This is a genomic window from Phenylobacterium sp. FG114 (genome assembly GCF_057809855.1).
Map to the genome: position 1 here is coordinate 137,705 of NZ_JBMDKU010000012.1, position 25,786 is coordinate 163,490.

Consider the following 25,786-nt stretch of genomic DNA (forward strand, 5'->3'; position numbering starts at 1 on the left):
TCCTTGCCCCAGCCTCATAGGGATATACGCCTGGAGCGCGGCGATCCCGCAAGGTCCGCTGGGATGTGAGGATCCTGACGTCAGCCGCCGTGCTGGCGAAGCCAGTCGCGGAGCTCGGCGATGCCGCGCGTGCTCTCGTCGATGATCTTCTGCGCCATCTGCTTGGCCTGGGCGTCGCCGCCGTGCTCAAGCTCGATCCTGGCCATGGCGATGGCGCCCTCATGGTGGGCGATCATCTTCTTGGCGAAGGTTGCGTCGACCGTGGGGGCCTTCGCCGCCATCATCGCCTTGTCCATGGCCTGCATCGACGTCATGAAGGCCTTGTCCGCCATCGCCTTGTGCGGCCCCGCACCCTTCGTGTCATGGGCCATCTTGCTGTGGTCGGCCGGCGGCTGCGCCAAGGCGACGCCCGCGCCGAGGCTGAGGGCCGCGGCGGCGGCGAGGATTCGCGACGTCTGCATGAGGTTTCGTCCTGCGTCTTGATTGAAACGATCGCCCGTCGATAACTCCACGCGAGCGGAGACCTAAAGCGCAACCGGATCAATCGTTGCGGCGCTTCGCTTTAAGCATCGGAAGCTTCCGAAGACTGGAACGATTTCGCGCCTGAACCTACGAGGTCTGCGATGGCGCGTGTCTTGAGGGATCGCTCCGGGCTCGCGCGTATCCCCTGTGGCGCCCCGCTTGTCCTTCCAACGGTGGGAAGGCGCATCGGGACGGCGGCGCGCCAGGGCGCCGGGCGAGACGGCGAGGGAGGGCCTCGGATGAACATCGGTCAGGCGGCACGCGCGTCGGGCGTCAGCGCCAAGATGATCCGCTACTACGAGCAGATCGGCCTGGTCCGCGCAGCGGACCGCACGGACAGCAACTACCGCAGCTTCGACGCGCGCAACGTCAACGAGCTGCGCTTCATCAAGCGCGCGCGGAGCCTAGGCTTTTCGGTCGACGAGATCGCGAACCTGCTCTCGCTGTGGCGCGACCGCGTCCGGCCGAGCCGCGACGTGAAGCTGATTGCCGACCAGCATGTCGCCGAGCTCGAGGGCCGCATCGCCGAGATGCAGGCGATGGCCGACACCCTGCGCCACCTCTCCGGCTGCTGCGCGGGGGACGACCGGCCCGATTGCCCGATCCTGGCGGACCTGGCGTCCGCCGATCCGCAGCCGGCCGCCGCCGGCCGCAGGCCGACGGGCAGCCGCTTCGGCGGCTGACCGCAGGGGCCGATCCTACTTCAGCGAGAGGACTTGGTCGCCTGCCGCGTTCAGCGTGAAGGTCACCGACTTGCCGGTCTTGGCGGCCTGAACCACCTCGGGTGCGGCCTTGAACGTCATGGTCATCGCCGGCCACTTCAGCGCCGGGATCGGACCGTGGTGCAGGGTGACGGTGCCGGCCTTGGCGTTGACGCCCTTGACCACGCCCGAGCCCTGCACCGCGCCGGCGGGCTTCGGGCTGGCGGCCGTCGCGCCATGGTTGGCATGCTGGGCAGCCGCCGGCGCGGCCACGGCGAGGGCGCCGGCGAGGATGATGGCGAATTTCATGTCGGTCTCCGGTGGGTCGGGGCGGGTCGGCGAGGCCGACCGTCGATGAGGATTACGCGCGGCCGCCGCCGATCCCTCACTGCGGACGGCCGCCTCTTGACCTTGCCATGATGGGAAGCCCCATCTGGGCGGCCGAGGCCAACCCTGGAGGTGCAGGATGCTTCGGTTGAAGGTCGAAGGGATGAGCTGCGGCCACTGCGCGGGCGCGGTGACGCGGGCAGTGCAAGGGCTCGATCCGCGCGCGGAGACCCACGTGGATCTTCAGGCGGGAACGGTGGAGGCGCAGACCCCCGCCGACGCCGAGGCGGTGTCACGCGCGATCACCGCCGCCGGCCATGGGGTCCGCGCCGCCGCATGAGGGCGGCGCTGCGCCGCGGCGTCGGCGCGAACCTGCCCAGCGCGGCCGTGTTCTGCAATTCCGCGACGAACGGCGCGCGCCGAGACCTCTCGCACTCGCGAACGGGCCTGCGCGGCGGCGGCCGAAACCATCGCGCCGACGTTCCAGTCGCCTCAACCGTGCGTCGCGAAGGGGCGCGTGCGGCCGGATCGGTCGATCAGGAGCAGCGTCTGGAAGCTCTCCTTCGCGCCGTCCGGCTGTTCCATGCCCGGAGATCCCAGCGGCATGCCGGGCACGACCAGGCCCAGCGCCTTCGGCCGCTCACGGAGCAGGCGCGTCACGTCGGCCGGTGGGACGTGGCCCTCCAGGATGTACCCGGCCACCACGCCGGTGTGGCAGGATGAGAGCACGAACGGGATTCCGTACTTCTGGCGGACCGGGGCGAGGTCCTGCACCTCAACGACCTTGGGGGTGAACCCGGCGCGGGTCATGTGGGTGACCCAGCCGCCGCAGCAGCCGCACCAGGGGGTCTTGTAGACGGTGAGTTCGGCGGCGGCCGCCCTGGCGCAGCCGGCGGTCAGTCCCAGCGCCGCCGCGCCGGCCAGCAACGCACGGCGGTTGGGGCCGGCGGCCGCGGGGGAGGAAGGCGAGATCATGAGGGCGGTCCTTTCAACGATGAGGCATGCCGGTCGGGCCAGCGGCGGCGAAGGAGCAGGTAGCCGGCCGGGATGACCAGCATCGAGAGCAGCGGGGCGGTGAGCATGCCGCCGATCATCGGGGCGGCGATGCGGCTCATAACCTCGGACCCGGCGCCGTGACCGATGAGGATCGGGGCGAGGCCGGCCAGGATCACGGCGACGGTCATGGCCTTGGGCCGAACCCGCAGCAGGGCGCCTTCGCGCACGGCGGCGTCCAGTTCCTCAGGGCCGGGGGTAGGGCCGCGTTCGGCGAGGGCGTGCTTGAGGTAGATCAGCATCACCACCCCGAATTCGGCGGCGACGCCGGCCAGGGCGATGAAACCGACGCCGGTGGCGACGGACTGGTGGTAGCCCAGCAGGTAGAGCGCCCAGACGCCGCCGCTGAGTGCGAAGGGCAGCGTGCCCATGATCAACGCCGCCTCGTCCCAACGCCGAAAGGTGGCGTAGAGCAGCAGGAAGATGATCGCCAGCGTGGCGGGGACCACCAGCTTCAGGCGCTCGGCGGCGCGCTGCAGGTACTCGAACTGGCCGGAGTAGGCGACCGAGACGCCAGGCGGCAGCTTCACCTCCTTGGCGACGGAGCGGCGCAGATCGGTGACGACCGAGTTCAGGTCGCGCCCGCGCACGTCCACATAGACCCAGGTCGAGGGGCGGGCGTTCTCGGTCTTCAGCATCGGCGGACCGTCAACGATCCGGATCGCCGCAACGGTCCCGAGGGTGATCTGCTGGCCGCCGGGCGTGAGCAGGGGCAGCTGGCGCAGGCCCTCGAGACTGTCGCGCAGCTCGCGGGGGTAGCGGACGTTGATGGGGTAGCGGGCGACGCCTTCGACAGTCTCCCCGATGGTCTCGCCGCCCACCGCGCCGGAGACGATCTCCTGCACGTCGGCGATGTTGAGCCCGAAGCGCGCGGCCGCGGCGCGGTCGATGTCCACGTCCACGTAGCGGCCGCCCGTCAGGCGTTCGGCCAAGGCCGAGCTGACGCCGGGCGTCCTCTTGGCCACCGCCTCGACCTGGGCCGCGACGCGGTCGAGCTGGGCGAGGTCGGTCCCGGAGACCTTGACCCCGATGGGGCTCTTGATGCCGGTGGCCAGCATGTCGATGCGGTTGCGGATCGGCGGGACCCAGACGTTGGCGAGGCCGGGGACCTTCACCACCCGGTCCAGTTCCTCGGCCAGCTTCTCCGGCGTCATGCCGGGCCGCCACTGGTCGCGCGGCTTGAACTGGATGGTGGTCTCGAACATCTCGAGCGGCGCCGGATCCGTCGCGGTCTCGGCGCGGCCGGCCTTGCCGAACACGGTCCTCACCTCGGGCACGGTCCGGATCAGGCGGTCGGTCTGCTGGAGCAGCTCCGAAGCCTTCGCCGCCGAGATGCCGGGCAGGGCCGACGGCATGTAGAGCAGGTCGCCCTCGTCCATGGGCGGGATGAACTCGCCGCCCAGGCGGCTCAGCGGCCAGGCCGTGGTGGCGAAGGCCAGGAGGGCGATGACGAGGACCGTGCGCGGCTTCCGCAGCGCCCAGTCGATGGCGGGCGCGTAGGCGCGGGTCAGCCAGCGGTTCACCGGGTTGGCATTCTCGGCCGGGATACGGCCGCGGATCAGGTAGCCCATCAGCACGGGCACGAGGGTCACCGACAGGATCGCCGCGCCGGCCATGGCGTAGCTCTTGGTGAAGGCCAGCGGCGAGAACAGCCGGCCTTCCTGCGCCTGCAGGGCGAACACCGGGACGAAGCTTAGGGTGATGATCACCAGGCTGAGGAACAGCGCCGGCCCGACCTCTTCCGCCGCCTCGGTGATCACGCGCCAGCGGGTGTCGTTCGTCATCTCCTCGCCGGGATGCTCGTGCGCCCAGCGTTCCAAGCGCTTGTGGGCGTTCTCGATCATCACCACGGCCGCATCGACCATGGCTCCGACGGCGATGGCGATGCCGCCCAGCGACATGATGTTGGCGTTCACGCCTTGGGCGCGCATGACCAGGAAGGCGAAGAGCACGCCGAGCGGCAGGGTGATGACCGCCACCAGGGCCGAGCGCACGTGCCAGAGGAACAGCGCGCAGACCAGGGCGACGACCACGAACTCCTCAGCCAGCTTCTGGGTCAGGTTGGCGATGGCGCGGTCGATCAGCTGGGAGCGGTCGTAGGTGGTCACCATCTCGACGCCGGGCGGCAGGCTGCGCTTCAGCTCGGCGACCTTGTCCTCGACCGCCGCCAGGGTCTCGCGCGCGTTCTTGCCGGTGCGCAGGATGACGACCCCACCGGCCACTTCACCCTCGCCATTCAGCTCGGCGATGCCGCGTCGCATTTCAGGGCCGAGCTGGACGGTCGCCACGTCGCCGAGCCGCACCGGAACGCCGCCGGCCGCGGCGCGTAGCGGGATGGCGCGGAAGTCGTCGAGCGTCTTCAGGTAGCCGGAGGCGCGGACCATATACTCGGCCTCGCCCATCTCCAGCACCGAGCCGCCGGCCTCCTGGTTGGCGCGCCGGATCGCTTCGACGGCCTCCTGGTGGGTGACGCGGTAGGCGGCCAGGCGGACCGGATCGAGCACCACTTGGTACTGCCGCACCATGCCGCCGACGCTGGCGACCTCGGCGACGCCGGGAACGGTCTTCAGCTCGTAGCGCAGGAACCAGTCCTGCAGGGACCGTAGCTGGGAGAGGTCGTGGCGGCCCGAGCGATCGATCAGGGCATACTCGTAGATCCAGCCGACGCCGGTGGCGTCCGGTCCGAGCGACGGTCTTGCCGACGCCGGCAGGCGGCTCTGCACCTGGTTCAGGTACTCCAACACCCGCGAGCGGGCCCAGTAGAGGTCGGTCCCATCGTCGAAGAGCACGTAGACGAAGCTGTCGCCGAAGAAGGAATAGCCGCGCACGGTCTTGGCGCCGGGCACGGAGAGCATGGTGGTGGTGAGCGGATAGGTGACCTGGTTCTCGACGATCTGCGGCGCCTGGCCGGGGTAGGTGGTGCGGATCACCACCTGCACGTCGGAGAGGTCCGGCAGGGCGTCGACCGGGGTTGAACGCAAGGCGATGATCCCGGCGACGAGCAGAGCGGCCGCGGCGAGCAGCACCAGGAGGCGGCCCCGGACCGCGGCGCGGATGATGGCGGCGATCATTGGCCGCCCATCCGGCGGAGGCTTCGCACGACCGGGCCGTTCGGCGTCTGGTCGAACCCGAAAACCACGCGGTCTCCCAACTTCACTTCGCGGGCGAGGCGCGCGTCGGCGAGCCGGAACTGCATGGTCATCGCCGGCCACTGCGCGGCTGGGATCGGTTCGTGGGACAGGGTGATCCTGTCGCCCGCTAGCTGTTCGATGCGGCCGACTCCTTGGAAGACGGCGGGCGCGGTCGCCTTGGGTGGTGTGGCGTTCAGGGGGCGGGCCTGGACGCCCGACAGGCTGGCCTCGCTGTCGAGCAGGAATTGGCCGGACGCCACGACCTTGTCGCCTTGGGCCAGGCCGGCGAGCACCTCGGTCCGGCCGCCGGCTTCGCGTCCAATGCTCACCTCGGCCGGCAGATAGCGTCCGCCCGGTCCTGCGATCATCACCAACGTGCGCCGCCCGGTGCGGATCACGGCCTCGGAGGGCACGAGCAGCGCCGGTTGCGACAGGCCCCCGAACTGGACGCTGGCGAACATACCCGGCCGCAGCCGGCCGCCGGGGTTGGGCAGCTCGACCCGTGCCGTCAGAGTCCGGCTCTCTGTTTCGGCCTGCGGGAGGACGGCGGTCACCCGGCCATTGAAGGTCTGGCCGGGATAGGCGGCGAGAGTGGCCGTCACGGATTGGCCAGGCTGCACCTGGCCGGCGGCGGCCTCGGGGACGGCGGCGTTCAGCCAGACCCGCCCGAGCCCGTTCACCTCCGCCAGCGTCTGCCCGGCTGCAATGGTCATGCCGTTGCGGACGCCCAGCGTCTTGATCACTCCGCCGCTCGGCGTCGCGACCGTGGTCATGGTCTGGATACGCCCGCTGCGCTCCACCGCAGCGATCAGGCCCGGCGGCATCCCCAGCAGCTGGAGCCGCTGGTGGGCGGCCCGGATCAGGGCCTCGTCGCCGGTGCGACGCACGGCCAGGTATTCGCCCTGGGCCCCCGCCCACTCCGGCACCAGCACGTCGGCCAGCGGCGCGCCCGCGCCGACGACATCGCCCGGCGCGCGGCCATAGCCCTGCTGCACGAAGCCCGCCGCCTTGGCCTGGATGATCGCCACGTCGCGCTCGTTGAAGGCGATGACGCCCGTGGCGGTGACGCCGCTCGGCAGGGTTCCGCGCTCGACGGTCGCGACTCGGACGCCCAGGTTCTGGGTCCTGGCCGGGTCGATCTGGACACCGCCGGCCGCCTGCCGCTCGTCCGCGTATTTCGGCTGGAGCTGCATGTCCATGAACGGCGACTTGCCCGGCTTGTCGAAGCGCTGGGCGGGATACATCGGGTCGTACCAGTAGAGGATGGGGCGGCCGGTCTGGGGCCCGATAGGCGCGGGGGCGGGCTGGCTCATCCGGCCGCCGAAGAACCCGGCGGCGCCGATGACGGCGGCGCCGGCGAACGCCAGGGCGAGGGTCTGGCCGCGGGTCATTGGTCGGCTCCGTAGGTGAGCAGGATGCGGGCGCCGTCGCGGGCGGTCAGCGCCTCGCGTTCCAGGGCCTCCAGCCGGGCGTCGGCCAGGTCGGTGAGGGCCAGGCGCACGTCGTCGAAACTGGCGCGCCCGGCGCCGTAGCTGCTCACCTCGAGATGCGCCCGCTGTTCGGCGGTGGGTACGAGGACGGCGACCGCGCGCCGCCACTGGTCGTGATGCATGACGTGGTCCGCGAGGTCGGTCTCCAGCGCCGCGACCAGAGCGCGCCGCCGGTCCTCCCGCTCGGCTTGAGCGCGGTTGCGGTCGGCGAGGCGCGCGGCGATCACCGGTTCCTGCCGCGAGCCCTGGAAGAGCGGCAGGCTGACCGTCACGCCAGCCGAGAGCAGGTCCCCGAACCGCGGGTCGCGACGGCCGTACGCCACTTCGAAGGCCCAGTCGGGTCGCGTCGCGGCGCGGGCGGCGGAGACCTCCGTCTCGGCCTTGCGCTGGCCGGCCTCGGCGGCGAGCAGGGCGGGATGGCGGTCCAGCGCGACGCGCAGGGCGGCGGGGTCGACCTCGAAGGGGGGCGGGTCGCCGGCCGCCGTGGGCGCGGCCTCGTTCGTCCAGCGGGTCAGCTCGGCGCGCGCCCTGGCGGCGGCGGCTACGAGCTCGCTGCGCCGGTCCTCGAACACCGCCTTCAGGCGCGCGGGCTCCAGGCCCGTGGCCGGGCGCGCCGATCCCGCGGCGACGGCGGCGGGCTGGGCGGACCACAGATCCTTCAGCCCGGCCACCAGCTGGTCGAGTGTCGCCAGCCGGCGTTCGGCGTAGGCGAGATCGATCCAAGCCATCGCGGTGGCGACGCGGACGACGCGCCGCTCCTCGGCGGTCATGGCCTCGGCGACGCCGATCTCGGCGGTGGCCCCGGCGAGCTCGGCGCGACGGCGCGCGGCGTTCGGCACCTCCTGCATCACCCCGAGCTTCACCATGGTGAAATCGTCGCGGGTGAAGCTGCCGGCGTTGGGGCCGGAGACCGGATAATCCTGAATCCCGACGCTCAGCTTCGGATCGGGCAGGCGTCCGGCGGCGCGGCTGGCGGCGCGCACGGCGTCGACCTTGAGCGCACTGGCCTGCAGGCGGGGCGCCGAGCGCTCGGCGAGGTCGAGGGCGGCCGCGTAGGTGAGCGGCGCGGCCGAGGTCGGCGCCGGGGTCGACGCGGCCACGAGGCCGAAGAGAAGGGGCGCGCAGGCGCGCCAGGGGCAAGGCATGTGGATCGTCCTGAATGTGGCCGTGACGCGCGCGAACGCGCGCAAAGGCGTTGGCCGGGCGCGAGGGCGCGGTCCGGCGTCGGGCTTCAGGCGATCGGTCTGGGAGGTCGCTCCATCCCGGGCGGCGGGTGAGTCCGGGCTTCCCGCGCGGGGATGACCTCGAAGCGCGTCCAGGTGAAGGCGGGCGCCGGGAGGACGACGGGGCGCGGCAGGTCGGCGACCACCCCCGCCATGACCAGGCACGCCGCCAGGCAGGCGTCGGCGCTCTGGCCGGGATGCGGGTCGCAGCAGGGCATGTCGGCCATGGGATCGGCGCCCGACGCCCCGTCCGGCGCCGCATGGGACGCGATGTGTCCGGCGGCCGCCATGTCCATGTGCGTGCAGGCGCGCTGGGCCGCCGCCGCGTTCAGCGGCGCCGCCAGGAGCACGAGCACGCCGAGGAGCGCGAGGAGCCGGGACATCCCACCAAGCCTAGCCGGTGTGCGCTGCGCCGTCACCGGGATTACTGGGCCGAGACCGGGGCGAGGACGCCGAGCGCGCTGACGAGGCCCAGCACGGCCAGCCCGGCCGCGGCCTCCAGCCGGACGCTGCGGCGGAGCTCGGCGACGGCCGCGGCGGTCTGGCCGTTTCCGAGGCCGGTGTTCAACGCCGGTGTGTGGCGGAAGCGGTTGGCGGCGGCGAGGCCGAGCATGCCCACGAAGAGGCCGAGCTTGATCAGCAGCAGCCAGCCGTACGCCGAGCCGGTCATCGCCAGGATCCGCTCCGGCCCGACCAGGAACCAGCTGTTGACCAGCCCCGTCAGCACGAGCGCGGCGACCACCAGGGAGCCGACGCCCGAGAATCCATCGAGCGCCACATGCGTCGCCTGGAGGTCGGGTGCGGGCGTCCAACGCGCCGAGAGGATCAGCGCCAGGGCGGCGAGGGCCCCCAGCCAGACCCCGGCGGCCAGCAGGTGGAGCACGTCCGCCGCGGCGTGGATTCCCCCGGCCAGGCCCGGCTCCGCGGCGCCGTGGCCGGTCCACGCGAAGGTGGCGAGGGCGACGGCGCCGAGCCCGCTGCCAAGCCACCAGAGGCCAAGGCCGCTCGGCAGGCGCAGGGCGGCCGCCAGCGCGAGCGCGGCCGCGCTCGCCCGGACGAGGATCGCGATCCCGAACGCCGTGCCGCCGGCCACCGTCGTCAGCATCTCCGGGTCAAGGGCGGCAGCCGGATCGCCGGCCATCACCGCGGTCTGCGCCACCAGCGAGACCAGGGCGCCGACGAGCAGGGCCGCTGCGCTGGCCGCCAGCACGCGCCGCGGCCAGGGCAGGGCCCGGGCGGGCGTTCCCCGGTACCCGTAGAGGAGGAATAGGGGCGTCCCGAACAGGATCACGCCGGCCGCGAACTGGACGAGCCGGGCGGCGACGACGGCGACGTCCATGACGTCAGCGGACGGTGAAGTCGAACTTGCCTTCCATGCGGTGGGTGTCCGCCGTCACCGCGTGCCACTTGACGGCATAGGCGCCCGCCATCAGCGGCTTGGCGGGGGTGACCACGACGGTCATGCCGTCCTTGGCGACGCTGGTCTTGGCGGCCACCGCCATGTTGTTCATCTGCGGCATGGTCAGCTCCACGCCGGAGAACTTGGGCTGCAGCTTCTCGTTGAACTTGAGCACGATCTGCTTCGGCGCGGCTACGGTGGCGGCGTTGGCGGGGTTCGAGCTGACGAGCTTGGCGTGCGCCAGGGCGGACGTGGCCGAGAGGGCCAGCGCGGCGGCGGCCAGGGCTGCGATCGGGGTAAGCTTCATCGATGATCTCCTCGCGGCGCGTGGGGCGCTCGTTCGGAATACGCGCCGGGCGCCGCCCAGCCCTCACGTAGATCGATCGATCCGCTGAAATTTTCGCGATCGGGATGAGGGCGAGGGCCGGGCTCGCGCGTAGATGCTGTGTGCGGCCGGTGGGCCGCCCAACTGTTCCGGGACGAATTCGATGTCATATGTGGATCGTCGCCAGCTGCTGCGCGGCGCTTCCGGCTTCGGCGCGGCGGCTCTGGCCAATGCCTTCCTGCCGGCGTGGGCGCGCAGCGCGCCGCTCGCGCAGGCGCGACCCGAGGGGCTGTCCGGCGAGGACATCCGCCTGACGATCGGCCACAACGCGCTCAAGGTGGACGGGCGGGGCGGCCATGCGGTGGCGATCAACGGCACGGTTCCCGGGCCGCTGATCCGTCTGAAGGAGGGCCAGAAGGTCCGCCTGCATGTGACCAACACCCTTCCGGAGGAGACCTCGATCCACTGGCACGGCCTGCTGGTGCCGTTCGAGATGGACGGGGTGCCGGGCGTGAGCTTCCCGGGGATCAAGCCCGGCGAGACCTTCGTCTACGAGTTCCCGGTCATCCAGAGCGGGACTTACTGGTACCATTCGCACTCGGGCCTGCAGGAGCAGGAGGGCCACTACGCTCCGATCGTCATCGATCCGGCCGGGCCCGATCCGGTCGCCTACGACCGCGAGCACGTGGTGGTGCTGTCGGACTACAGCTTCCTGCACCCGCACGAGATCTTCCGGAAGCTCAAGCAGCAGGGCGGGATCTTCAACTACCAGAAGCAGACGATCGCCGGCCTGCTGGCCGGCAAGGACCAGACGCTGCAGGAGCGGATGGAGTGGGCCAAGATGCTCATGGACCCCACCGACATCTCCGACGTGACCGGCGCGGTCTACCGCTTCCTGATCAACGGGCGGGGCCCGGCCGACAACTGGACCGGGCTCTTCGCCCCGGGCGAGCGGGTGCGCCTGCGGTTCGTCAACGCCGGCGCCCAGACGATCTTCAACGTCCGCATCCCCGGCCTGAAGCTGACGGTGGTGGCGTCCGACGGCCAAAACGTGCGGCCGGTGGAGGTGGACGAATTCCAGATCGGCAACGCCGAGACCTATGACGTGATCGTCCAGCCGACCGAGGACCGGGCCTACACCCTGGTCTCGGAAGCCGTCGACCGGTCCGGCATGGGCCGGGCGACGCTGGCGCCGCGCCCGGGCATGACCGCCGAGGTCCCGCCGCTGCGGGCGCGGCCGCTCGGGACCATGAAGGACATGGGCATGGACATGTCGTCGATGCACGGCGCCCACGGCGGGGCGGCGAAGGGCGATATGGCGGCCATGCCGGGCATGGACCACGCGGCCATGGGGCATGGCGCGGCGGGCGCGTCCCCGCCGCCAGGAATGGGGCCTCCGCGGGTGCGAGGCTCCGACGCCATGGGCGATATGGGCGGCATGGAGATGTCCATGCGCGATCCCCTGAACGCCCCGCAGATCAAGCTGGGCCCGGGCGTGCAGACGATCGCGCCGACGCCCGTCGACCGCACCGGCGAGCCGGGGCAGGGGCTGGAGAGCGTCGGTCACCGGGTGCTGGTCTACAAGGACCTGGTCGCCCTGGAGCCCAATCCGGACACCCGGGCCCCCTCACGGGCCATGGAGATCCGCCTCACCGGCAACATGGAACGGTTCATGTGGGGGTTCGACGGGCGGAAGTTCAGCGAGAAACCGAAGCCCTACACCCTGCGCGCCGGCGAGCGGGTGCGCGTGACCCTGGTCAACGACACCATGATGACCCACCCGATCCACCTGCACGGCCACTTCTTCGAGCTGGTGCACGGGCCCGTCGGGCACATGCCGCGCAAGCACACGGTCAATGTCCTGCCAGGCGGGAAGGTGACGTTCGACGTCACGGGGGAGGCCGGCGACTGGGCCTTCCACTGCCACATGCTCTACCACATGCACGCCGGCATGTTCCAAGTGTTCGCCGTGCGGCCCGGCGAGGGAGCCGCCGCATGACCCGCCTCATTCTCCTGGCCCTGATCCCGGCGGCGTTCACGGCGCCGGCCCTGGCCCAGACGCCCGATCCCCATGCCGGCCACGCGATGCCCGCCGCCAGGCCGGGCCCGGCGGCTCAGGTGAAACCCGCAGCCGACGCTCCGGGGAAACCCGCGCCCGCGCCCGCGCCCGCGCCCGCGGGCGAGGGCCCCATGACGCCGGCGAGCGATCCGCATGCGGGTCACGTCATGCCGACGCCGAAGGCGGCCGCGCCCGATCCGCACGCCGGCCACGCCATGCCGGCGGCGCCGGCGACCGCCGATCCGCATGCCGGCCACCAGATGCCGGCCGCGACGCCGGGCGCCGCCGCCGTGGATCCCCACGCCGGCCACCAGATGCCGACGGCCACCCAGACCGGCGCCGAGCTTCCCGTGGGCGATGCGCCGCCCCCGGCGCCGCCGGCGGTTGCCCTCGCGGACGCCATCTTTGGCGGGCCGAACATGGCGCGAGCCCGCAAGGTGCTGCGCGGCGAGCACGGCGGGGCGCGCGCGTCGCAGGTGATGGTGAGCCTCGCCGAGGCGAGCCTCGGCGACCGCGGCTACCAGTGGGAAGGCGAGGCCTGGTTCGGCAGCGACGAGCACCGCTTCGTGCTGAAGTCGGAAGGCGAGGGCGCCCGCGGCCATGGCGTCGAGGACGCCGAGGTGCAGGCGCTCTATTCGCGGCCGGTTGGGGTCTACACGGATTTCCAGGTGGGCCTGCGCCACGACATCGAGCCGGGACCCTCGCGGACCTACGCGACCGTCGGGTTCGAGACCCTGGCGCCCTACTGGTTCGAACTCGAGGGCGCGCTGTTCCTGTCCGAGAAGGGCCACCTCTCCGCCCGGCTCGAGGGGAGCACCGACTATCGCCTGACCCAGAGGCTGGTCCTGCAGCCCCGCGCCGAGCTGAACGTCGCGGCCGAGGACGACGCCCGGCGCGGCGTCGGCGCCGGCCTGTCGGACGCCGAAGTCGGCCTGCGCCTGCGCTACGAGTTCAAGCGGGAGGTCGCGCCGTACGTGGGCGTCGTCTGGTCGCGAAAATTCGGCGACACCGCGGACTTCGCCCGGGCCGAAGGCGAGGGCGTCGAGGACGTCCGCGCGGTGGTCGGCCTACGCGCCTGGTTCTGAGGCGCGGGCGGCCCCCGGCTCAGCCCGCCGCCGGGCCGCGGAAAGCCCGCAGCCGCAGGGCGTTGGCCAGCACGCTGACGCTGGAGAGCGCCATGGCCCCCGCCGCGATCATCGGCGAGAGCTGCCAGCCGAACGCGGGATAGAGCGCGCCGGCCGCCACCGGGATCAGCAGCACGTTGTAGCCGAACGCCCAGGCGAGGTTCTGGCGGATGTTGGCGAGCGTCGCCCGGGACAGGGCCAGCGCCGTGGCCACGGCGCGCAGGTCGCCGCGCATCAGCACCACGTCGGCGCTCTCGATGGCGATGTCGGTCCCCGCGCCCATGGCGACGCCCACGTGGGCCGCCGCCAGGGCCGGAGCGTCGTTGACACCGTCGCCGGCGAAGGCGGCGCGGCCGTAGCGGGCCTCGAGATTCTTCAGAGCCGCGACCTTGCCGTCCGGCGGCACTTCGGCGACCACCTCGTCAATCCCCAGCGCGTCGGCCACGGCGCGCGCCGTGCGCGCGTTGTCGCCGGTGATCATCGCCACCTTCAGGCCGGCGCCCTGCAGGGCGGCCAGGGCCGCGGGCGTCGTCGGCTTAATGGGATCGGACACCGCGATCACCGCGGCGAGAGCGCCGTCCACGGCCACGAACAGCGGCGTCTTCGCCGCCGCCGCCAGCCGCTCGGCCTCGGCCGCGAGCGGGGCGATCGCCACCCCGAGCCTCGCCATGAATCGGTCCGCGCCCACCTGTACCCGCCGGCCCGCGACCCCCGCCTGGGCCCCGAAGCCGGGGACCGCCTCGAATCCGTCGCTGGCGGCGGCGGCGAGGCCCTTCCCGTCGGCGGCCTCAACGATCGCGGCGGCGATCGGATGTTCCGAGCGGCGCTCCACGGCGGCGGCCAGGCGCAGCACCTCGTCGGCCTCGAACCCCGTCGCCGGCGTCAGGTCGGTCAGCACGGGACGCCCGAGGGTGAGCGTGCCGGTCTTGTCGAACGCCACGACGCGGACATCGGCCAGCGCTTGCAAGGCCTCGCCGCGGCGGAACAGGATCCCGAGCTCGGCAGCCTTGCCGGTCCCCACCATGATGGAGGTGGGGGTGGCCAGTCCCATCGCGCAGGGGCAGGCGATGATCAGCACCGCCACGGCGTTGACCAGGGCGAAGCTCAACGCCGGGCTCGGGCCGAAGGCCAGCCAGGCGGTGAAGGTGGCGGCGGCGGTGGCGATCACCGCGGGCACGAACCAGCCGGTGACGCGGTCGACCACCGCCTGGATCGGCAGCTTGGCGCCCTGGGCGGTCTCCACCATGCGCACGATCTGGGCGAGCAGGGTGTCGCCGCCGACCTTGGTGGCGCGGAAGCGGAAGGCGCCGGTCTTGTTGACCGTGCCGCCGACCACGCTGCTCCCTGGCCGCTTCTCGGCGGGGATCGGCTCGCCGGTGATCATCGATTCATCGACGAAGGAGCCGCCCTCCACCATCTCGCCGTCGACCGCGATCCGCTCCCCGGGGCGGACGTCGAGGAGGTCGCCCGCCGCGACCTCGCCGATCGGAACCTCCACCGCGCGCCCGTCGCGCACCACCCGGGCGGTCTTGGCCTGCAAGGTCATCAGCCGGCGGATCGCCTCGCTGGTGCGGCCCTTGGCCTGCGCCTCGAACAGCCGGCCGAGCAGGATCAGGGTGACGATGACGGCGGCGGCCTCGTAGTAGACCTGGTCGGCGCCGGCGGGCATCAGCCCCGGGGCGAAGGTGGCGACGGCGGAGTAGGCGAAGGCGGCGCTCGCCCCGAGGACCACCAGGGAGTTCATGTCCGGGGTGCGGCGCAGCAGGTTGGGGACCCCCTTGCGGTAGAACCGCAGGCCGGGTCCGAACAGCACCAGGGCCGCCAGCGCGAAGCTCGCCAGGCGCCACGGCTGCTCGCCGAGGGTCGTGGCGAGCCAGGGGTGCGCCCCGGGCACGAAATGGCGCGCCATCTCGATCAGGAACAGCGGCGCGGTCGCCAGGGCGGCGACCGCCAGCGCGCGTTTCAACCCGGTGATCTCGGCGGCGCGCGCCTGCGCTTCGCGGTCGGACACCTCGGCGCTCGGGGCGCCCACGGGCTCGGCGGCATAGCCAGCCGCCGCGACCGCCCGAACCAGGTCCGCGACGCCGGCGCCGCCTGCGAGCCGCCGGACACGGGCGCGCTCGGTGGCGAGGTTGACCTCCGCGGACATGACCCCGGCCTGGGCGGCCAGCGCGCGCTCGACCCGGCCGACGCAGCTGGCGCAGGTCATGCCGCCGATCTTCAGCTCCACCTCATGGGTCACAGGCTCGTAGCCGGCCTTGCGGATCGCCTCGGCCACGGCGCGCGCGTCTCCGTCCGGCCCCAGGTCGACGTGGGCGCGCTCCGCCGCCAGGTTGACGCGCGCCGCGGCGACGCCCGGAACCGCCGCGATCGCCCGCTCCACGCGGCCGACGCAGCTCGCGCAGGTCATTCCAAGGACCGGAATTTCGATCGGGGTGAGGGTGGTTTCGGGCATCGCGCGGTCTCCGCAGGTCATCGCCCGCCCCAGATGGGGTTTCCCATCATGGGAAGGTCAAGGGGCGAAGGCTGCGCGACTCAACGGCGAAAGCCTCCAATAATGGGAAGGTCCTGAACGCGCCAGGGGCCACGCCAGCCGCAACGCGGCCGCGAGCTTCACATCATTCCCACGCGCTTAAGACGAACCTGCCAAGTATTGGAAGGTTTGATTGAGTGGTTTCTCTGCCTATTGATGCGGCAGCGCGTCAGAGATTCGCATTTTATTTGACGGAACGAAGAAAACCACGATTTCGCACCCCGACGGGCGTGCGCGGGCATTCTTTTCCGCGCGAAGCGGGGGACGCGCCGTAACCCGCCCTGTGCGCGCCGCCAGTCCCGCAAATCCCTGCCGCGGCGAGGTCCTTGAGTTTGTATATACATACATTGACACCCGTCGGGGCTCGCCCGGAGAGTTCGTGACGTCGGCGACGTGAAACCCGGGAATCGGGCGCGCGGTCCCGGGCCATGGGGGTAGCTATGAATCGGATCTCGAAGCGTCTGTTGTTTGCGAGCGCCTGCGCCTCGCTCGTCATGTCGGGCGGCCTCGCCGCGGCGGCCGAAGCGGGCGACGCCGTGGACGAGGTGGTGGTCACCGGCAGCCGCATCAAGCGCACGGACATCACCGGGGTCGGGCCGGCCACGGTCGTCACCGAGGAGGCGATCGCGCGCACCGGCGTGGCCAATGTCGAGACCATCCTGCAGCGCCTGCCGGCCTCGGCCGGCAACGCGGGCGGCCAGACCAACGCCTACTGGACCGGCAACGGCTACGGCACCGCCCAGGTGAACCTGCGCGGCATGGGCATCAACCGGACCCTGGTGCTGCTCAATGGCCGCCGCGTGGTCTACGGCGGCACCGGCGCCAACAGCGCCGTCGACCTCAACACCATCCCCGCGGCCATCATCGGCCGCATCGACGTGCTCAAGGACGGGGCCTCGGCGATCTACGGCGCCGACGCGGTGGCCGGCGTCGTCAACATCATCACCCGCACCGACTTCGAGGGCGTGCAGGTCACCGGCAAGTACGGGATCACCGACGAAGGCGACGGTGAGGAGTTCACCGGCGACCTGCTGTGGGGCCTGCGCGGCGAGAGGGGCGGCTTCACCGCGGCGGTGAATTACCAGAAGACCAAGCCGGTCAACATGGCCGACCGCGAGCCCTGCGGCCTGGGCGAGGTCGGCGGCCAGCTGGTCTGCGTCGGCAGCGCCTCGACGATCGGCGGGCGCGCCGTGCTGCCGAACGGCCAGCAGATCAACTTCAACCAGACCCCGGGCGGGAACGGCAACTTCTTCGAGCCCTACAGCGCGGCCAAGCACAACTTCAACTCCAACCCGTTCCTGAACGCGGTCAGCGCCCTCGAGCGGATCAGCGTGGGCGTGTTCGGCGACTACGACCTGACCGACGACGTCGAGCTGTTCGGCGAGTTCATGTTCACGAACCGGACGAGCGACCAGATCGCCACGCCCGGCACCCTGCGCAACCTGGTGATCCCGGCGAACAACCGCACCAACCCCACCGGCCAGCAGATCACCCTGATCCAGCGCCGGCTGGCGGAGCCGGGGCCCCGCCAGTTCTTCCAAGACACCGACACCTGGCGGATGGTGGGCGGCCTGCGCGGCAAGTTCGCCGGCGACTGGACCTGGGAGGTGGCCGGCAACTGGGGCAAGACCAAGGGTGTCGACGGCTCCACCAACATCGCCAACCTGCAGCGCGTCGGCGAAACCCTGGCGGCCTGCCTTCCCGGCGCCACCGGCTCGGCGCCCTGTGGCGACTACCTGGGCGCCGGCGACCTGACGCCCCAGGTGCTCGACTACATCCTGGCCACCACCCGCGACACCGGGGGCAACGAGCAGAAGAGCGTCACCGCCGACGTCTCCGGCACGCTCTTCCAGCTGCCCGCGGGTCCCCTCGCCATGGCGGCCGGCCTCGTCTACCGCGAGGAGGTGGGCTACCGGAACCCGGACGCCCTGACCGTGCTCGGCGTCGCCAACACCAACCAGCAGAGCCCGATCCGCGGCGAGGTGAAGACCAAGGAGGCCTACGCCGAGCTGTCGGCGCCGCTGCTGGCGGACATGCCGCTGGTCCAGCGCCTGGAGCTGAACGGGGCCGCGCGCTACTCCGACTACGACCTGTTCGGCGACAACTGGACCTACAAGCTGGGTCTCGACTGGACGGTGATGGACGGCCTGCGGCTGCGCGCCACCTACGGCACCGGCTTCCGGATTCCCAGCGTGCCGGAGCTGTTCGGGGGCGTGGCCGAGGGCAACCTCACGACCACCGACCCGTGCAGTCGCTATTCCACCAGCACCAACGCGACCCTGGTGGCCAACTGCCGCGCCTCCGGCGTGCCGGCCGGCTATGTGCAGCTGGGCAACACCGTCCTCACCACGGTCGGCGGGAACCAGGACCTGCAACCCGAGAAGTCCGAGAACCTGACCCTGGGCGTTGTGTTCCAGCCGACCTACGTCCCGGGTCTCTCGGTGACGGTCGACTACTTCGACATCCAGATCGACGACGCGATCCGCAACATCCCCGGCTCGACGAAGCTTTCGGTCTGCTACGCCAGCGCGAACCTGTCACACCCGTTCTGCGCCCCGACCCAGTTCCGCCGCAGCGCCTTGACCGGCGAGGTCAACTTCCTCTCCTCGCAGCCCACCAACGCCGGCAAGGAAGTGATGAAGGGCGTCGACTTCGGGGTGCGCTACGGCTTCGACGTGCGAGGCCTGCGCGCCGACCTCGACTGGAACACGACCTATCTCGCCAAGTACGAGATCACGCCGTTCCTGGGCGCCGACCCGATCATCTTCGACGGCCGCATCGGCGGCGGCAACGGCGGCTACCCGCACTGGCGCTCCAACGCGGCCTTCACCCTGTCGGACGTGAACTGGAACGCCACCTGGTCCGTGCAAATGATCGGCAAGGCCAAGGACTTCAACGCCGCGCCGACCGCCATCGGCTCGCGCACCTCCAACGTCTTCTACCACTTCGTGCAAGCGTCCTACCGCTTCACGGAGAAGGCCAGCATCGCTGTCGGCGTCGACAACGTCTTCGACAAGGACGCCCCGTTCATCCAGAGCTGGACCGACGCCAACACCGACACCATGACCTACGACCTGCTGGGTCGGCGGGGATACGTGCGGCTGCAGTACACCTTCTAGAGCCGCCCCCCGAGAGCGCCGGCCGGGCATCCCCACTCGCCCGGCCGGCGTTCGACATTTGGATACGAGACCACCACATGCGCTGGCCCGCCTTCGCCCGAAAGACCCACAAGTGGCTCGCGCTGCTGCTGGCGGTCCAGGCTGTGTTCTGGACCCTGAGCGGCGTCTATATGACCGCCGTCCACATCGATATCATCCACGGCGACCGGCTGGTGAAGACGCAGCCCGCCGTCCCGGTCGACGTCACCGGCCTGATCGATCCCGTGCATCTCCTGCACCTGGCCCCCGGGCTGCGCTCGGCGCGGCTCGAGCGCCAGCTGGGCGAGCCCGTCTATGTGGTGGAGTCGGAGGACGGAAAGGCCCTGTTCGACGCCCGGAGCGGCGCCAAGCTGTCGCCGCTGACCGAGGCCCAGGCCCGCGCGCGGGCCAAGGCGCTGTTCGCGGAGGACGGCGAGGTCGTCAGCGCCGAGTTCATCACCAAGGCGCCGCTGGAGGTGCAGACCCGGCCGGTTCCGCTGTGGCGGGTGGAGTTCGAGGGCGCCTGGCGGCCGACGTTCTACATTTCGCCCTACACCGGCGAGCTGGTCTCGCGCCGGCACGACCTGTGGCGCACCTTCGACTTCGTCTGGATGTTCCACATCATGGACTACGACGACCGCCAGGACGTGAACAATCCGCTGATCCGGATCTTCACCTGGATGGCCGTGGCCACCGCCGCCACCGGCGGCTGGCTCCTGCTCTACAGCTTCCGCAAAAAGCGCCGCGTGCGCAAAGCCGCCGCCTGAGGTCCGCGCCGATGTTCCTGATCCGCTGGCTTCACAAATGGTTCGGCCTGATCCTGGGCCTGCAGTTCCTGCTCTGGGCGGCGAGCGGCGCCACCATGGCGCTGCTCGACCACCACGAGGTCTCCGCCGAGCACGCCATCCTGCCGGTGGCTCAGATCCAGGCGCCCGACGCGCCGCTGCCGCTCGCCGCCGTGCAGGCGCAGGTGGGGGCGCCGGTGCTCAAGCTGCAGCTGAAGCCGCTGTTCGACACCTATGTCTACGAGGTGACGACGCCGTCCGGGGTCCAGGTGCTCGACGCGGCGCGCGGGACGCCGATCCCGATCGATTCGGCGAAGGCCAGGGCGCTGGCGGTGGCGCGCTACAGCGGCGCGGCGCCGGTCCGCTCGGTCGAGCGGGTGGAGCGTCCCACGCTCGAGACGCGCGACGTCGCTCTGCCGGTGTGGCGGGTCGAGTTCGCCGACAAGGACCGCAACACCCTCCTGGTGTCGGCGACGACCGGCGAGGTGCTGGGCGCCAAGAACGACACCTGGCGGCTCTGGGACATCGCCTGGATGCTGCACATCATGGACTACACGGAGCGCCAGAGCTTCAACCATCCGCTGATCATCACCGTGGGCGTCGGCGCGGCGTGGCTGGCGCTCAGCGGGCTGATCCTGCTGTTCCGCAGCTTCCGGCGGGGGGACTTCAGCTGGGTGCTCGATCCGCTCGAGCGTGTCGCCTCCGGCCGCAAAGCCCGCGGCGACCTGAAGCCGCGGGCCGGCGTCGCGTCCGAAGAAGGGCGTTGAGCCCGCTCGCACCAGAACAGTGCGTGTTCAATCGCAGCCGGGTCTGTCACGGCCGCGGCCCCCGGGCCGGAGGTGGGGCGCCGCGACGCAGGCGCGCGCCGGTGCAGGACGATGGGGCCGCCTGATCGCATGACCGAACTGAACGACGCCGCCCTGCACAAGCGCATCCGGTCCGACATCTCGAAGCGGATCCTGTCCGGCGCCTGGCCACCGGGCCATCGGATCCCGTTCGAGCACGAGTTGATGGCCGAGTATTGCTGTTCCCGGATGACGGTGAACAAGGCGCTGGGCCCGCTGGCGGAGCAGGGCTTGATCGTGCGCCGCCGGGGCGCGGGCTCGTTCGTGTCGCGCCCACGGATCCATTCCGTCGTGCTCGACATCCCGGACATCCCGACCGAGGTCACCGCCCGCGGCGAGCCCTACGCCTACGAACTGCAGCTGCGGAAGGCGCGCGTGGCGGGTCCGCGCGACATGGCGGCTCTGGGGCTGGACGATCCCGTCGAGGTCCTGGAGCTGCGCTGCCTGCACCGCGCGAGCGGGCGGCCCTTCGCGCTGGAGGAGCGGCTGGTCAACCTCGCGGCGGTCCCCCAGGCCGGGGACGTCGACTTCGGCCGGACCGCCCCCGGCAGCTGGCTCCTGGGTCACGTCCCTTGGACCGAGGCCCAACACCGGATCAGCGCCGCCAACGTGCCGCGCGCGACCGCCGTCCTACTGGGCCTCGATCCCCACGCCGCATGTCTCGTGCTCGAGCGCCAGACCTGGCGCGGCGAGGACCGCATCACCCATGTGCGCCTGACCTTCCCTGGCGAGGCCTATGATCTGGTGGCGCGCTTCGCGCCTCAGCCCGCCCCAGACCGGCTGATTCGCTAGGCGAGGGGGCTCGTCCGGGGCTCCGGCTCGCGGCTCCGCCAATCACCCGGTGTCAGTCGTCGGAGGGGCTCCGGGATCGTCCTCCACGCGCGGGAACGCGCCCCACAGCCGCTCGCTGCCCCACCAGGCGCCGGCGAACCCGACCGCCATCATCGCCCCGAGCAGGGGCCAGGCATGAGGCCCCAGCGGCAGGACGCCGGCAGCGTAGCCGACGACGGCCGCCGCCATCAGGAGCAGGAACGGTCCGGTGACGCGGCAGTGGATGCGGCCGCATCGGCGCGCATTCACCAGGCAGGCGACCCCCATCGCGGCGAGCATGGCCGTCCAGACCCAAGCGCGCCAGGTGGGCTCCAGGCCGAAGGCCGCCAGCATCGCGGCGGCCGGCGCGCCCCAGAGGCCCGCGAGAGCCCGCCCGTCGCTCGCCCAATCCCGGGCGCGTGGGCCGCGACGGCCGCCGCCGTCAGCCATCGCCGCCGCAGCAGGCCGCGGCCCCGCCGCTCGCCCGCGCGTCCTGGATCGGCGGGCAGGGGACGTCGGCATAGGAACAGAACACGCAGCAGTCGCCGGCCTTGGGTTTCAGGACCGCCCCACAGGCCGGGCAGTCGTAGAAATATTGGCAGGCGTCCGTCGGCATGGTCTCGGTCGTCGAGACTTGGCACGCCGGGCAGGTCAGGGTGGATCGCAGCTCGATCGTGGTCTCGCTCATCCTCGCAGACTCCTCAGCAGCATCAGCACCCGGGGCTCGACGAGCGGCTGCCAGACCAGGGCGAGACCAACCAGGAACGTGGCTGCGGTCAAGAGCCCGAGGGTCGATCGCCCGGTCGGCGGACAGGCTGCGTCGGCTTGGCAGGCGCGGCGACGGCGCCAGACGCTCCACCAACCCACGCCAAGTGCGGCGACCGCGGCAAGAGTCAGCCAGGACCGCTGGCCGGCCACCAGGGCGAGGCCGGCGAGACTGACGCCGGTCAACGACAGGGCGATCGGGAGCACGCAGCAAGCGGCCCAGGCGAACACCGCGATCGCGGAACCGCCGAGGGCAGACCAGCCGAGAATCCGGTCACGACGGTCGGAAGGCTGCGGGATGTCGGGTCGCATGGGCTCGCGTCTCAGGGGCAGTCGTCGTAGCCTGCGGTCTGTAGTCACTACAGGAACAAGGGTTTTCTTCTCATGCCGTCGCGCAAGGAACTCACCCGAGGCCGGCTGGCCGAGATGACGGGCGTCAACCTGGAGACCATCCGCTATTACGAGGGGATCGGACTGATGCCGGACCCAGATCGGACTCCGGCCGGTCACCGGGTCTACGCCGACGCGCACCGGCGGCGGCTGTCGTTCATCCGTCGGGGACGGGAGCTGGGCTTCGGCGTCGAGGAGGTCCGGGCGTTGTTGGGACTGGCCGAGCCGCAGCGGCGCTCCTGTGACGAGGTCCGGGCGATCGCCGCAGCCCATCTCCAGGACGTGCGCGCCAGGATCGCCGATCTGATGCGGCTCGAGTCCCTGCTCGCCACCACGGTCGACGGATGCGGCGCGCGGGGCGCCGCACCCTCGTGCCCGGTGCTGGACCTCCTGGAGTCCTCCTAGAGCCGCAGCGACGGGGAAATTTGTGCAAGCCGCGTCCAGGCGGGAGAGGACTTCCCCCGCCGCCGACCGTCGCGCCTCGACCGGACGACGCTGCGATCCTCGACTTCGTGCCGATGGCCATCGCCGGGGCCTCGGAGTGGCTTGTGGCCGGGCCGGCGGCCGCGCCATCGGGCTGTTCAGGACGTTTGCGCTCCTCGGAAGGCCGCGAGCGCATCAGTCAGGTCGACAGGCTGCACAGGTTCCATGGGCCTCGATGACGATCGCGCGCGGCTGGAACCCCTGAACGGCGGCTGCGAGCATGACCGCGTCCACGACGTCCGATCTGCCTTCGGCGACGCGTCCGCAACAGTCGCAGATCAGGAACTCGGACGCCGCGTGGGCGTGCGCGGCGGAGCAGGCGACGAAGGCGTTCTGGCTGACCAGGCGGTGCGCCAGTCCCAGGTCGACCAGGAAGTCCAGCGCCCGGTAGACCGTGGGCGGCTTCGTGGCCCGGCCCGGCGCGAACCTGGCGATCAGGTCGTAGGCCTTCGCCGGCCGCCCGGCGCTCGCCAGGAGTTCGTAGGTCCGCCGGCGGGTCGGCGTCCAGCGCTCCCCGGCGGCCAGACAGCGCGCTTCGGCCCGCCTCACCGCATCCGCGACTTCGGCGGCGCCGGGCGGCGGCAGGGCCGCATGGGGGCAGGGGGTCGCCGGCGTCATCTGCGGCTCAGGGTGGCGACTTCGCCGATCCCGTCAGTGACGAGGAGCGTGAAGGCGACCTCGTCGCCGGCGCGCACCCGTTGCAGGATCGAGCGCCGGGCACGGAAGGACATGGTCATGTCCGGCCAGTCGCTGGCGGAGCCCTGCTGGTGACGCAGGATGATGACGCCGGCGGCGGCGTCCACGGCCACGACGCGCGCGCGGCCCTCCGCCCGACTCGCCTCGACCACGATCGGGCCCGGCAGCGCGCCATGCGCCGGGTCGGCCGCCATCACCCGCTTGTGGTCCAGCGCATCCGGCGTCCGATCCACCACGGGCCGGTCGCAGCCGGAGAGAAGGAGGGCGACCGCCAGGGCCCAGAGGCCGGGCGCCCGCGTCGACGCGGGAGGGTTTTGCGTCACTCCACCTGTCCTGCAAACCCGGGACGGTGGTGGCCGCAGAGGGCGGAGTCCCCCAGCGCCTCGATCACCCGGCAGTCGGCGACCTCTCCGGCGCATCCGGCGCCCACCATGCGTTCGAGTTCGGCCCTCAGGGCACTGAGTTGCGCGATCTTCTCCTTCACGGCTTGGAGCTGTTCGGCCGCCAGGCGGTTGGCCTGCTCGCACGGCCGGTGCGGATGGTCGGAGAGGTCGAGCAGGTCGCGGATCGCCTCCACCGAGAAGCCCAGCTGCCGCGCATGCTTGATGAAGGCGAGCCGCTTGACCGCCGCCTCGCCGTAGACCCGCCGGTCGCTGTCGGTCCGCTGAGGCGTCGGCAGCAAGCCGATCTGCTCGTAGAAGCGGATCGTGGGCACCTTGACGTCGGTCGCCTTGGCCAGCCGGCCGATCGGCATGTTCGTCATGGGCAGGCTCCTGGGCACGAGACATCCAAAATAGGCGCTTGATCCTCTACCTACTAGAGGATGCACACTGTCGACATGTCCTCCTGTTCTTCAGAGCCCGCGCAAGGCCAAGCCCACGGCGGCGCGACGAGTTGCTGCGGCGCGACCGTGGTCTTCGACGGCGCGTCGCCAGACTACCGGCGTGTTCTCGCCTGGGTCATCGCCATCAACCTGCTGGGCTTCGGCGTCGTGGCCGTCGGCGCCCTGCTGGCCGGGTCGGCGTCGCTGGCCGCAAACACCTTGGATTTCGCGGCCGACGCGGCCACCTACGCCGTGAGTCTCTGGGCGATCGGCAAGAGCGCGCGCGTCCGGGCTGGTGCGGCGCTCTTCAAGGGCGGGAGCCTGGCGGTGATGGCGTTGGCCATCCTGGGCTTCGCGGTCTGGCGCGCCCTCAGCGGGACGATGCCCGATGCCGCGGCCATTTCCGGCCTCGGGTTGTTCGGCGCGGCGGCCAATCTCGCCGCGGCCATCTTGCTTATGCGTTATCGCGAGGGGGACGCGAACGTCCGCTCGGTCTGGCTCTGCACCCGCAACGACCTTATCCAGTGCGTCGCCGTGGCGGCGACGGGGGTGGCGGTCGCGCTCACCGGGTCGCGCTGGCCCGACCTGGCGGTGGGCGTGTTGCTCGCCGCGGTCTTCCTGCGCTCGGCCTGGTCGATCACGGCCCAGGCCCGGGCCGAACTGGCGGCGGAAACCCCGCTGAAAGCGGACTTTGTAACGCATTCCCGCGCCGCCCGACGCGGGCTATAGGGGCGGCTGTGACGGGACTTCGGACATTCTGGCGACGGGTCGGCGGCCTTATGGCCGTCCTGCTGGCGTTCGCCCTGATGTTCGCGCCAGTCGCCGAGGCCGCGGTGTGCGGCAATGAAACCTCGGCTCCCGCGGCCGCCCAGACCCTCGACGATGCGTCGGCCTCGGCGGAGGTCGCCTCCGTGGCCGTGAACAGCCACGGGACCGCGGCGCCCGACAGCGGGGATGACCTCGGACTTTGCCAGCACGGGCACTGCCACCACGCGGCGCCCTACCTGCCGACCCTTGTGAGCGAGGCGGTGGCCCACCCGTCGGTGTCGACCCCCGCGGTCAAGCTCGCCAGCCAGCCCCCGCGCTCCCGCGCGGCCTCCCGCCTGGACCGGCCCCCTCGCGCCTGACGAACCACGCGCGCCTGGCGCGCGCCGGATTTCGTCAT

27 protein-coding genes are annotated in these 25,786 nt (G+C 71.6%); 11 read left to right on the forward strand and 16 right to left on the reverse strand.

Annotation, left to right across the window (positions count from 1 at the left end; all coding sequences use genetic code 11):
- Window positions 1-80: 80 nt before the first annotated feature.
- Window positions 81-461 (reverse strand): DUF305 domain-containing protein, encoded by a 381-nt coding sequence (locus ACODSY_RS19400; protein WP_488953524.1) that lies wholly within the window; start codon window positions 459-461, stop codon window positions 81-83.
- 300 nt (window positions 462-761) lie between these two features.
- Between ACODSY_RS19400 and cueR the strand changes: the two genes are divergently transcribed.
- Window positions 762-1,205 (forward strand): Cu(I)-responsive transcriptional regulator, encoded by a 444-nt coding sequence (cueR, locus tag ACODSY_RS19405; RefSeq protein WP_488953525.1) that lies wholly within the window; start codon window positions 762-764, stop codon window positions 1,203-1,205.
- A 15-nt stretch (window positions 1,206-1,220) separates the two neighbouring features.
- On the opposite strand, the gene ACODSY_RS19410 is transcribed toward cueR, so the two are convergent.
- Window positions 1,221-1,532: a copper-binding protein gene (locus ACODSY_RS19410; RefSeq protein WP_488953526.1), complete on the reverse strand. Its 312-nt coding sequence runs from the start codon at window positions 1,530-1,532 to the stop codon at window positions 1,221-1,223.
- Window positions 1,533-1,689: 157 nt separating this feature from the next.
- Here ACODSY_RS19410 and ACODSY_RS19415 point away from each other — a divergent pair, with 157 nt between their 5' ends.
- Window positions 1,690-1,890, forward strand: coding sequence for a heavy-metal-associated domain-containing protein (locus ACODSY_RS19415; protein WP_488953527.1), 201 nt, complete (start codon window positions 1,690-1,692; stop codon window positions 1,888-1,890).
- Window positions 1,891-2,042: 152 nt separating this feature from the next.
- Here the strand turns inward: ACODSY_RS19415 and ACODSY_RS19420 are convergent, their stop codons facing one another.
- From ACODSY_RS19420 to copC, 7 genes are all read right to left on the reverse strand, one after another.
- Complete coding sequence (locus ACODSY_RS19420) at window positions 2,043-2,525, reverse strand: DUF411 domain-containing protein (RefSeq protein ID WP_488953528.1); 483 nt, start codon at window positions 2,523-2,525, stop codon at window positions 2,043-2,045.
- Complete coding sequence (locus ACODSY_RS19425) at window positions 2,522-5,674, reverse strand: efflux RND transporter permease subunit (protein WP_488953529.1); 3,153 nt, start codon at window positions 5,672-5,674, stop codon at window positions 2,522-2,524. The genes ACODSY_RS19420 and ACODSY_RS19425 overlap by 4 nt, the downstream gene beginning before the upstream one ends.
- Window positions 5,671-7,125, reverse strand: coding sequence for an efflux RND transporter periplasmic adaptor subunit (locus ACODSY_RS19430; protein WP_488953530.1), 1,455 nt, complete (start codon window positions 7,123-7,125; stop codon window positions 5,671-5,673). The genes ACODSY_RS19425 and ACODSY_RS19430 overlap by 4 nt, the downstream gene beginning before the upstream one ends.
- Window positions 7,122-8,369, reverse strand: coding sequence for a TolC family protein (locus tag ACODSY_RS19435; RefSeq protein WP_488953531.1), 1,248 nt, complete (start codon window positions 8,367-8,369; stop codon window positions 7,122-7,124). The genes ACODSY_RS19430 and ACODSY_RS19435 overlap by 4 nt, the downstream gene beginning before the upstream one ends.
- Window positions 8,370-8,455: 86 nt before the next feature.
- Window positions 8,456-8,830 (reverse strand): hypothetical protein, encoded by a 375-nt coding sequence (locus ACODSY_RS19440; RefSeq protein WP_488953532.1) that lies wholly within the window; start codon window positions 8,828-8,830, stop codon window positions 8,456-8,458.
- 41 nt (window positions 8,831-8,871) lie between these two features.
- Window positions 8,872-9,786 carry a copper homeostasis membrane protein CopD gene (gene copD, locus ACODSY_RS19445; protein ID WP_488953533.1) on the reverse strand — a complete coding sequence of 305 codons (915 nt, stop codon included), beginning with the start codon at window positions 9,784-9,786 and terminating at the stop codon, window positions 8,872-8,874.
- Between the two features lie 4 nt (window positions 9,787-9,790).
- On the reverse strand, window positions 9,791-10,153 hold the full coding sequence (gene copC, locus ACODSY_RS19450; protein WP_488953534.1) for a copper homeostasis periplasmic binding protein CopC: 363 nt from the start codon (window positions 10,151-10,153) through the stop codon (window positions 9,791-9,793).
- A 181-nt stretch (window positions 10,154-10,334) separates the two neighbouring features.
- On the opposite strand from copC, the gene ACODSY_RS19455 reads away from it, so the two are divergent.
- Together ACODSY_RS19455 and ACODSY_RS19460 are read left to right on the forward strand one after the other, a co-directional pair.
- Entirely contained in the window at window positions 10,335-12,170 is a 1,836-nt protein-coding gene (locus ACODSY_RS19455) for a copper resistance system multicopper oxidase (protein ID WP_488953535.1), read from the forward strand.
- Complete coding sequence (locus ACODSY_RS19460) at window positions 12,167-13,315, forward strand: copper resistance protein B (RefSeq protein WP_488953536.1); 1,149 nt, start codon at window positions 12,167-12,169, stop codon at window positions 13,313-13,315. The genes ACODSY_RS19455 and ACODSY_RS19460 overlap by 4 nt, the downstream gene beginning before the upstream one ends.
- 19 nt (window positions 13,316-13,334) lie before the next feature.
- Here ACODSY_RS19460 and ACODSY_RS19465 read toward each other — a convergent pair whose 3' ends face one another.
- The gene (locus ACODSY_RS19465; RefSeq protein WP_488953537.1) at window positions 13,335-15,809 is read right to left on the reverse strand and encodes a heavy metal translocating P-type ATPase; all 2,475 of its coding nucleotides are present in this window, start codon (window positions 15,807-15,809) and stop codon (window positions 13,335-13,337) included.
- 518 nt (window positions 15,810-16,327) lie between these two features.
- On the opposite strand from ACODSY_RS19465, the gene ACODSY_RS19470 reads away from it, so the two are divergent.
- From ACODSY_RS19470 to hutC, 4 genes are all read left to right on the forward strand, one after another.
- Complete coding sequence (locus tag ACODSY_RS19470; protein WP_488953538.1) at window positions 16,328-19,006, forward strand: TonB-dependent receptor; 2,679 nt, start codon at window positions 16,328-16,330, stop codon at window positions 19,004-19,006.
- 77 nt (window positions 19,007-19,083) lie between these two features.
- Window positions 19,084-19,791, forward strand: a complete 708-nt coding sequence (locus ACODSY_RS19475) for a PepSY domain-containing protein (RefSeq protein WP_488953539.1) — start codon at window positions 19,084-19,086, stop codon at window positions 19,789-19,791.
- 11 nt (window positions 19,792-19,802) lie between these two features.
- On the forward strand, window positions 19,803-20,576 hold the full coding sequence (locus tag ACODSY_RS19480; RefSeq protein WP_488953540.1) for a PepSY domain-containing protein: 774 nt from the start codon (window positions 19,803-19,805) through the stop codon (window positions 20,574-20,576).
- A 129-nt stretch (window positions 20,577-20,705) separates the two neighbouring features.
- The gene (hutC, locus tag ACODSY_RS19485) at window positions 20,706-21,446 is read left to right on the forward strand and encodes a histidine utilization transcriptional repressor HutC (RefSeq protein WP_488953541.1); all 741 of its coding nucleotides are present in this window, start codon (window positions 20,706-20,708) and stop codon (window positions 21,444-21,446) included.
- Window positions 21,447-21,488: 42 nt separating this feature from the next.
- On the opposite strand, the gene ACODSY_RS19490 is transcribed toward hutC, so the two are convergent.
- From ACODSY_RS19490 to ACODSY_RS19500, 3 genes are read right to left on the reverse strand one after another with little or no spacing between them, the layout of a single operon-like run.
- A complete protein-coding gene (locus ACODSY_RS19490; RefSeq protein WP_488953542.1) occupies window positions 21,489-21,914 on the reverse strand; it encodes a hypothetical protein in 426 nt (141 codons plus the stop codon).
- Window positions 21,907-22,152 carry a GDCCVxC domain-containing (seleno)protein gene (locus tag ACODSY_RS19495; protein ID WP_488953543.1) on the reverse strand — a complete coding sequence of 82 codons (246 nt, stop codon included), beginning with the start codon at window positions 22,150-22,152 and terminating at the stop codon, window positions 21,907-21,909. The genes ACODSY_RS19490 and ACODSY_RS19495 overlap by 8 nt, the downstream gene beginning before the upstream one ends.
- Window positions 22,149-22,541: an MFS transporter permease gene (locus tag ACODSY_RS19500; RefSeq protein WP_488953544.1), complete on the reverse strand. Its 393-nt coding sequence runs from the start codon at window positions 22,539-22,541 to the stop codon at window positions 22,149-22,151. The genes ACODSY_RS19495 and ACODSY_RS19500 overlap by 4 nt, the downstream gene beginning before the upstream one ends.
- 72 nt (window positions 22,542-22,613) lie before the next feature.
- Here ACODSY_RS19500 and ACODSY_RS19505 point away from each other — a divergent pair, with 72 nt between their 5' ends.
- Window positions 22,614-23,024: a MerR family transcriptional regulator gene (locus tag ACODSY_RS19505; RefSeq protein WP_488953545.1), complete on the forward strand. Its 411-nt coding sequence runs from the start codon at window positions 22,614-22,616 to the stop codon at window positions 23,022-23,024.
- Window positions 23,025-23,237: 213 nt separating this feature from the next.
- On the opposite strand, the gene ACODSY_RS19510 is transcribed toward ACODSY_RS19505, so the two are convergent.
- Genes ACODSY_RS19510 through ACODSY_RS19520 form a run of 3 tightly spaced genes read right to left on the reverse strand, consistent with a single transcriptional unit; the run spans window position 23,238 to window position 24,561 of the window.
- A complete protein-coding gene (locus tag ACODSY_RS19510) occupies window positions 23,238-23,720 on the reverse strand; it encodes a Fur family transcriptional regulator (RefSeq protein ID WP_488953546.1) in 483 nt (160 codons plus the stop codon).
- The gene (locus tag ACODSY_RS19515; protein WP_488953547.1) at window positions 23,717-24,121 is read right to left on the reverse strand and encodes a copper-binding protein; all 405 of its coding nucleotides are present in this window, start codon (window positions 24,119-24,121) and stop codon (window positions 23,717-23,719) included. The genes ACODSY_RS19510 and ACODSY_RS19515 overlap by 4 nt, the downstream gene beginning before the upstream one ends.
- Entirely contained in the window at window positions 24,118-24,561 is a 444-nt protein-coding gene (locus ACODSY_RS19520; protein ID WP_488953548.1) for a MerR family transcriptional regulator, read from the reverse strand. Before ACODSY_RS19520 ends, ACODSY_RS19515 begins: the two co-directional genes overlap by 4 nt.
- 60 nt (window positions 24,562-24,621) lie before the next feature.
- Between ACODSY_RS19520 and ACODSY_RS19525 the strand changes: the two genes are divergently transcribed.
- Together ACODSY_RS19525 and ACODSY_RS19530 are read left to right on the forward strand one after the other, a co-directional pair.
- Complete coding sequence (locus ACODSY_RS19525) at window positions 24,622-25,350, forward strand: cation efflux transmembrane domain-containing protein (protein WP_488953549.1); 729 nt, start codon at window positions 24,622-24,624, stop codon at window positions 25,348-25,350.
- A gap of 50 nt (window positions 25,351-25,400) precedes the next feature.
- Entirely contained in the window at window positions 25,401-25,748 is a 348-nt protein-coding gene (locus ACODSY_RS19530) for a hypothetical protein (protein WP_488953550.1), read from the forward strand.
- Window positions 25,749-25,786: the final 38 nt, after the last annotated feature.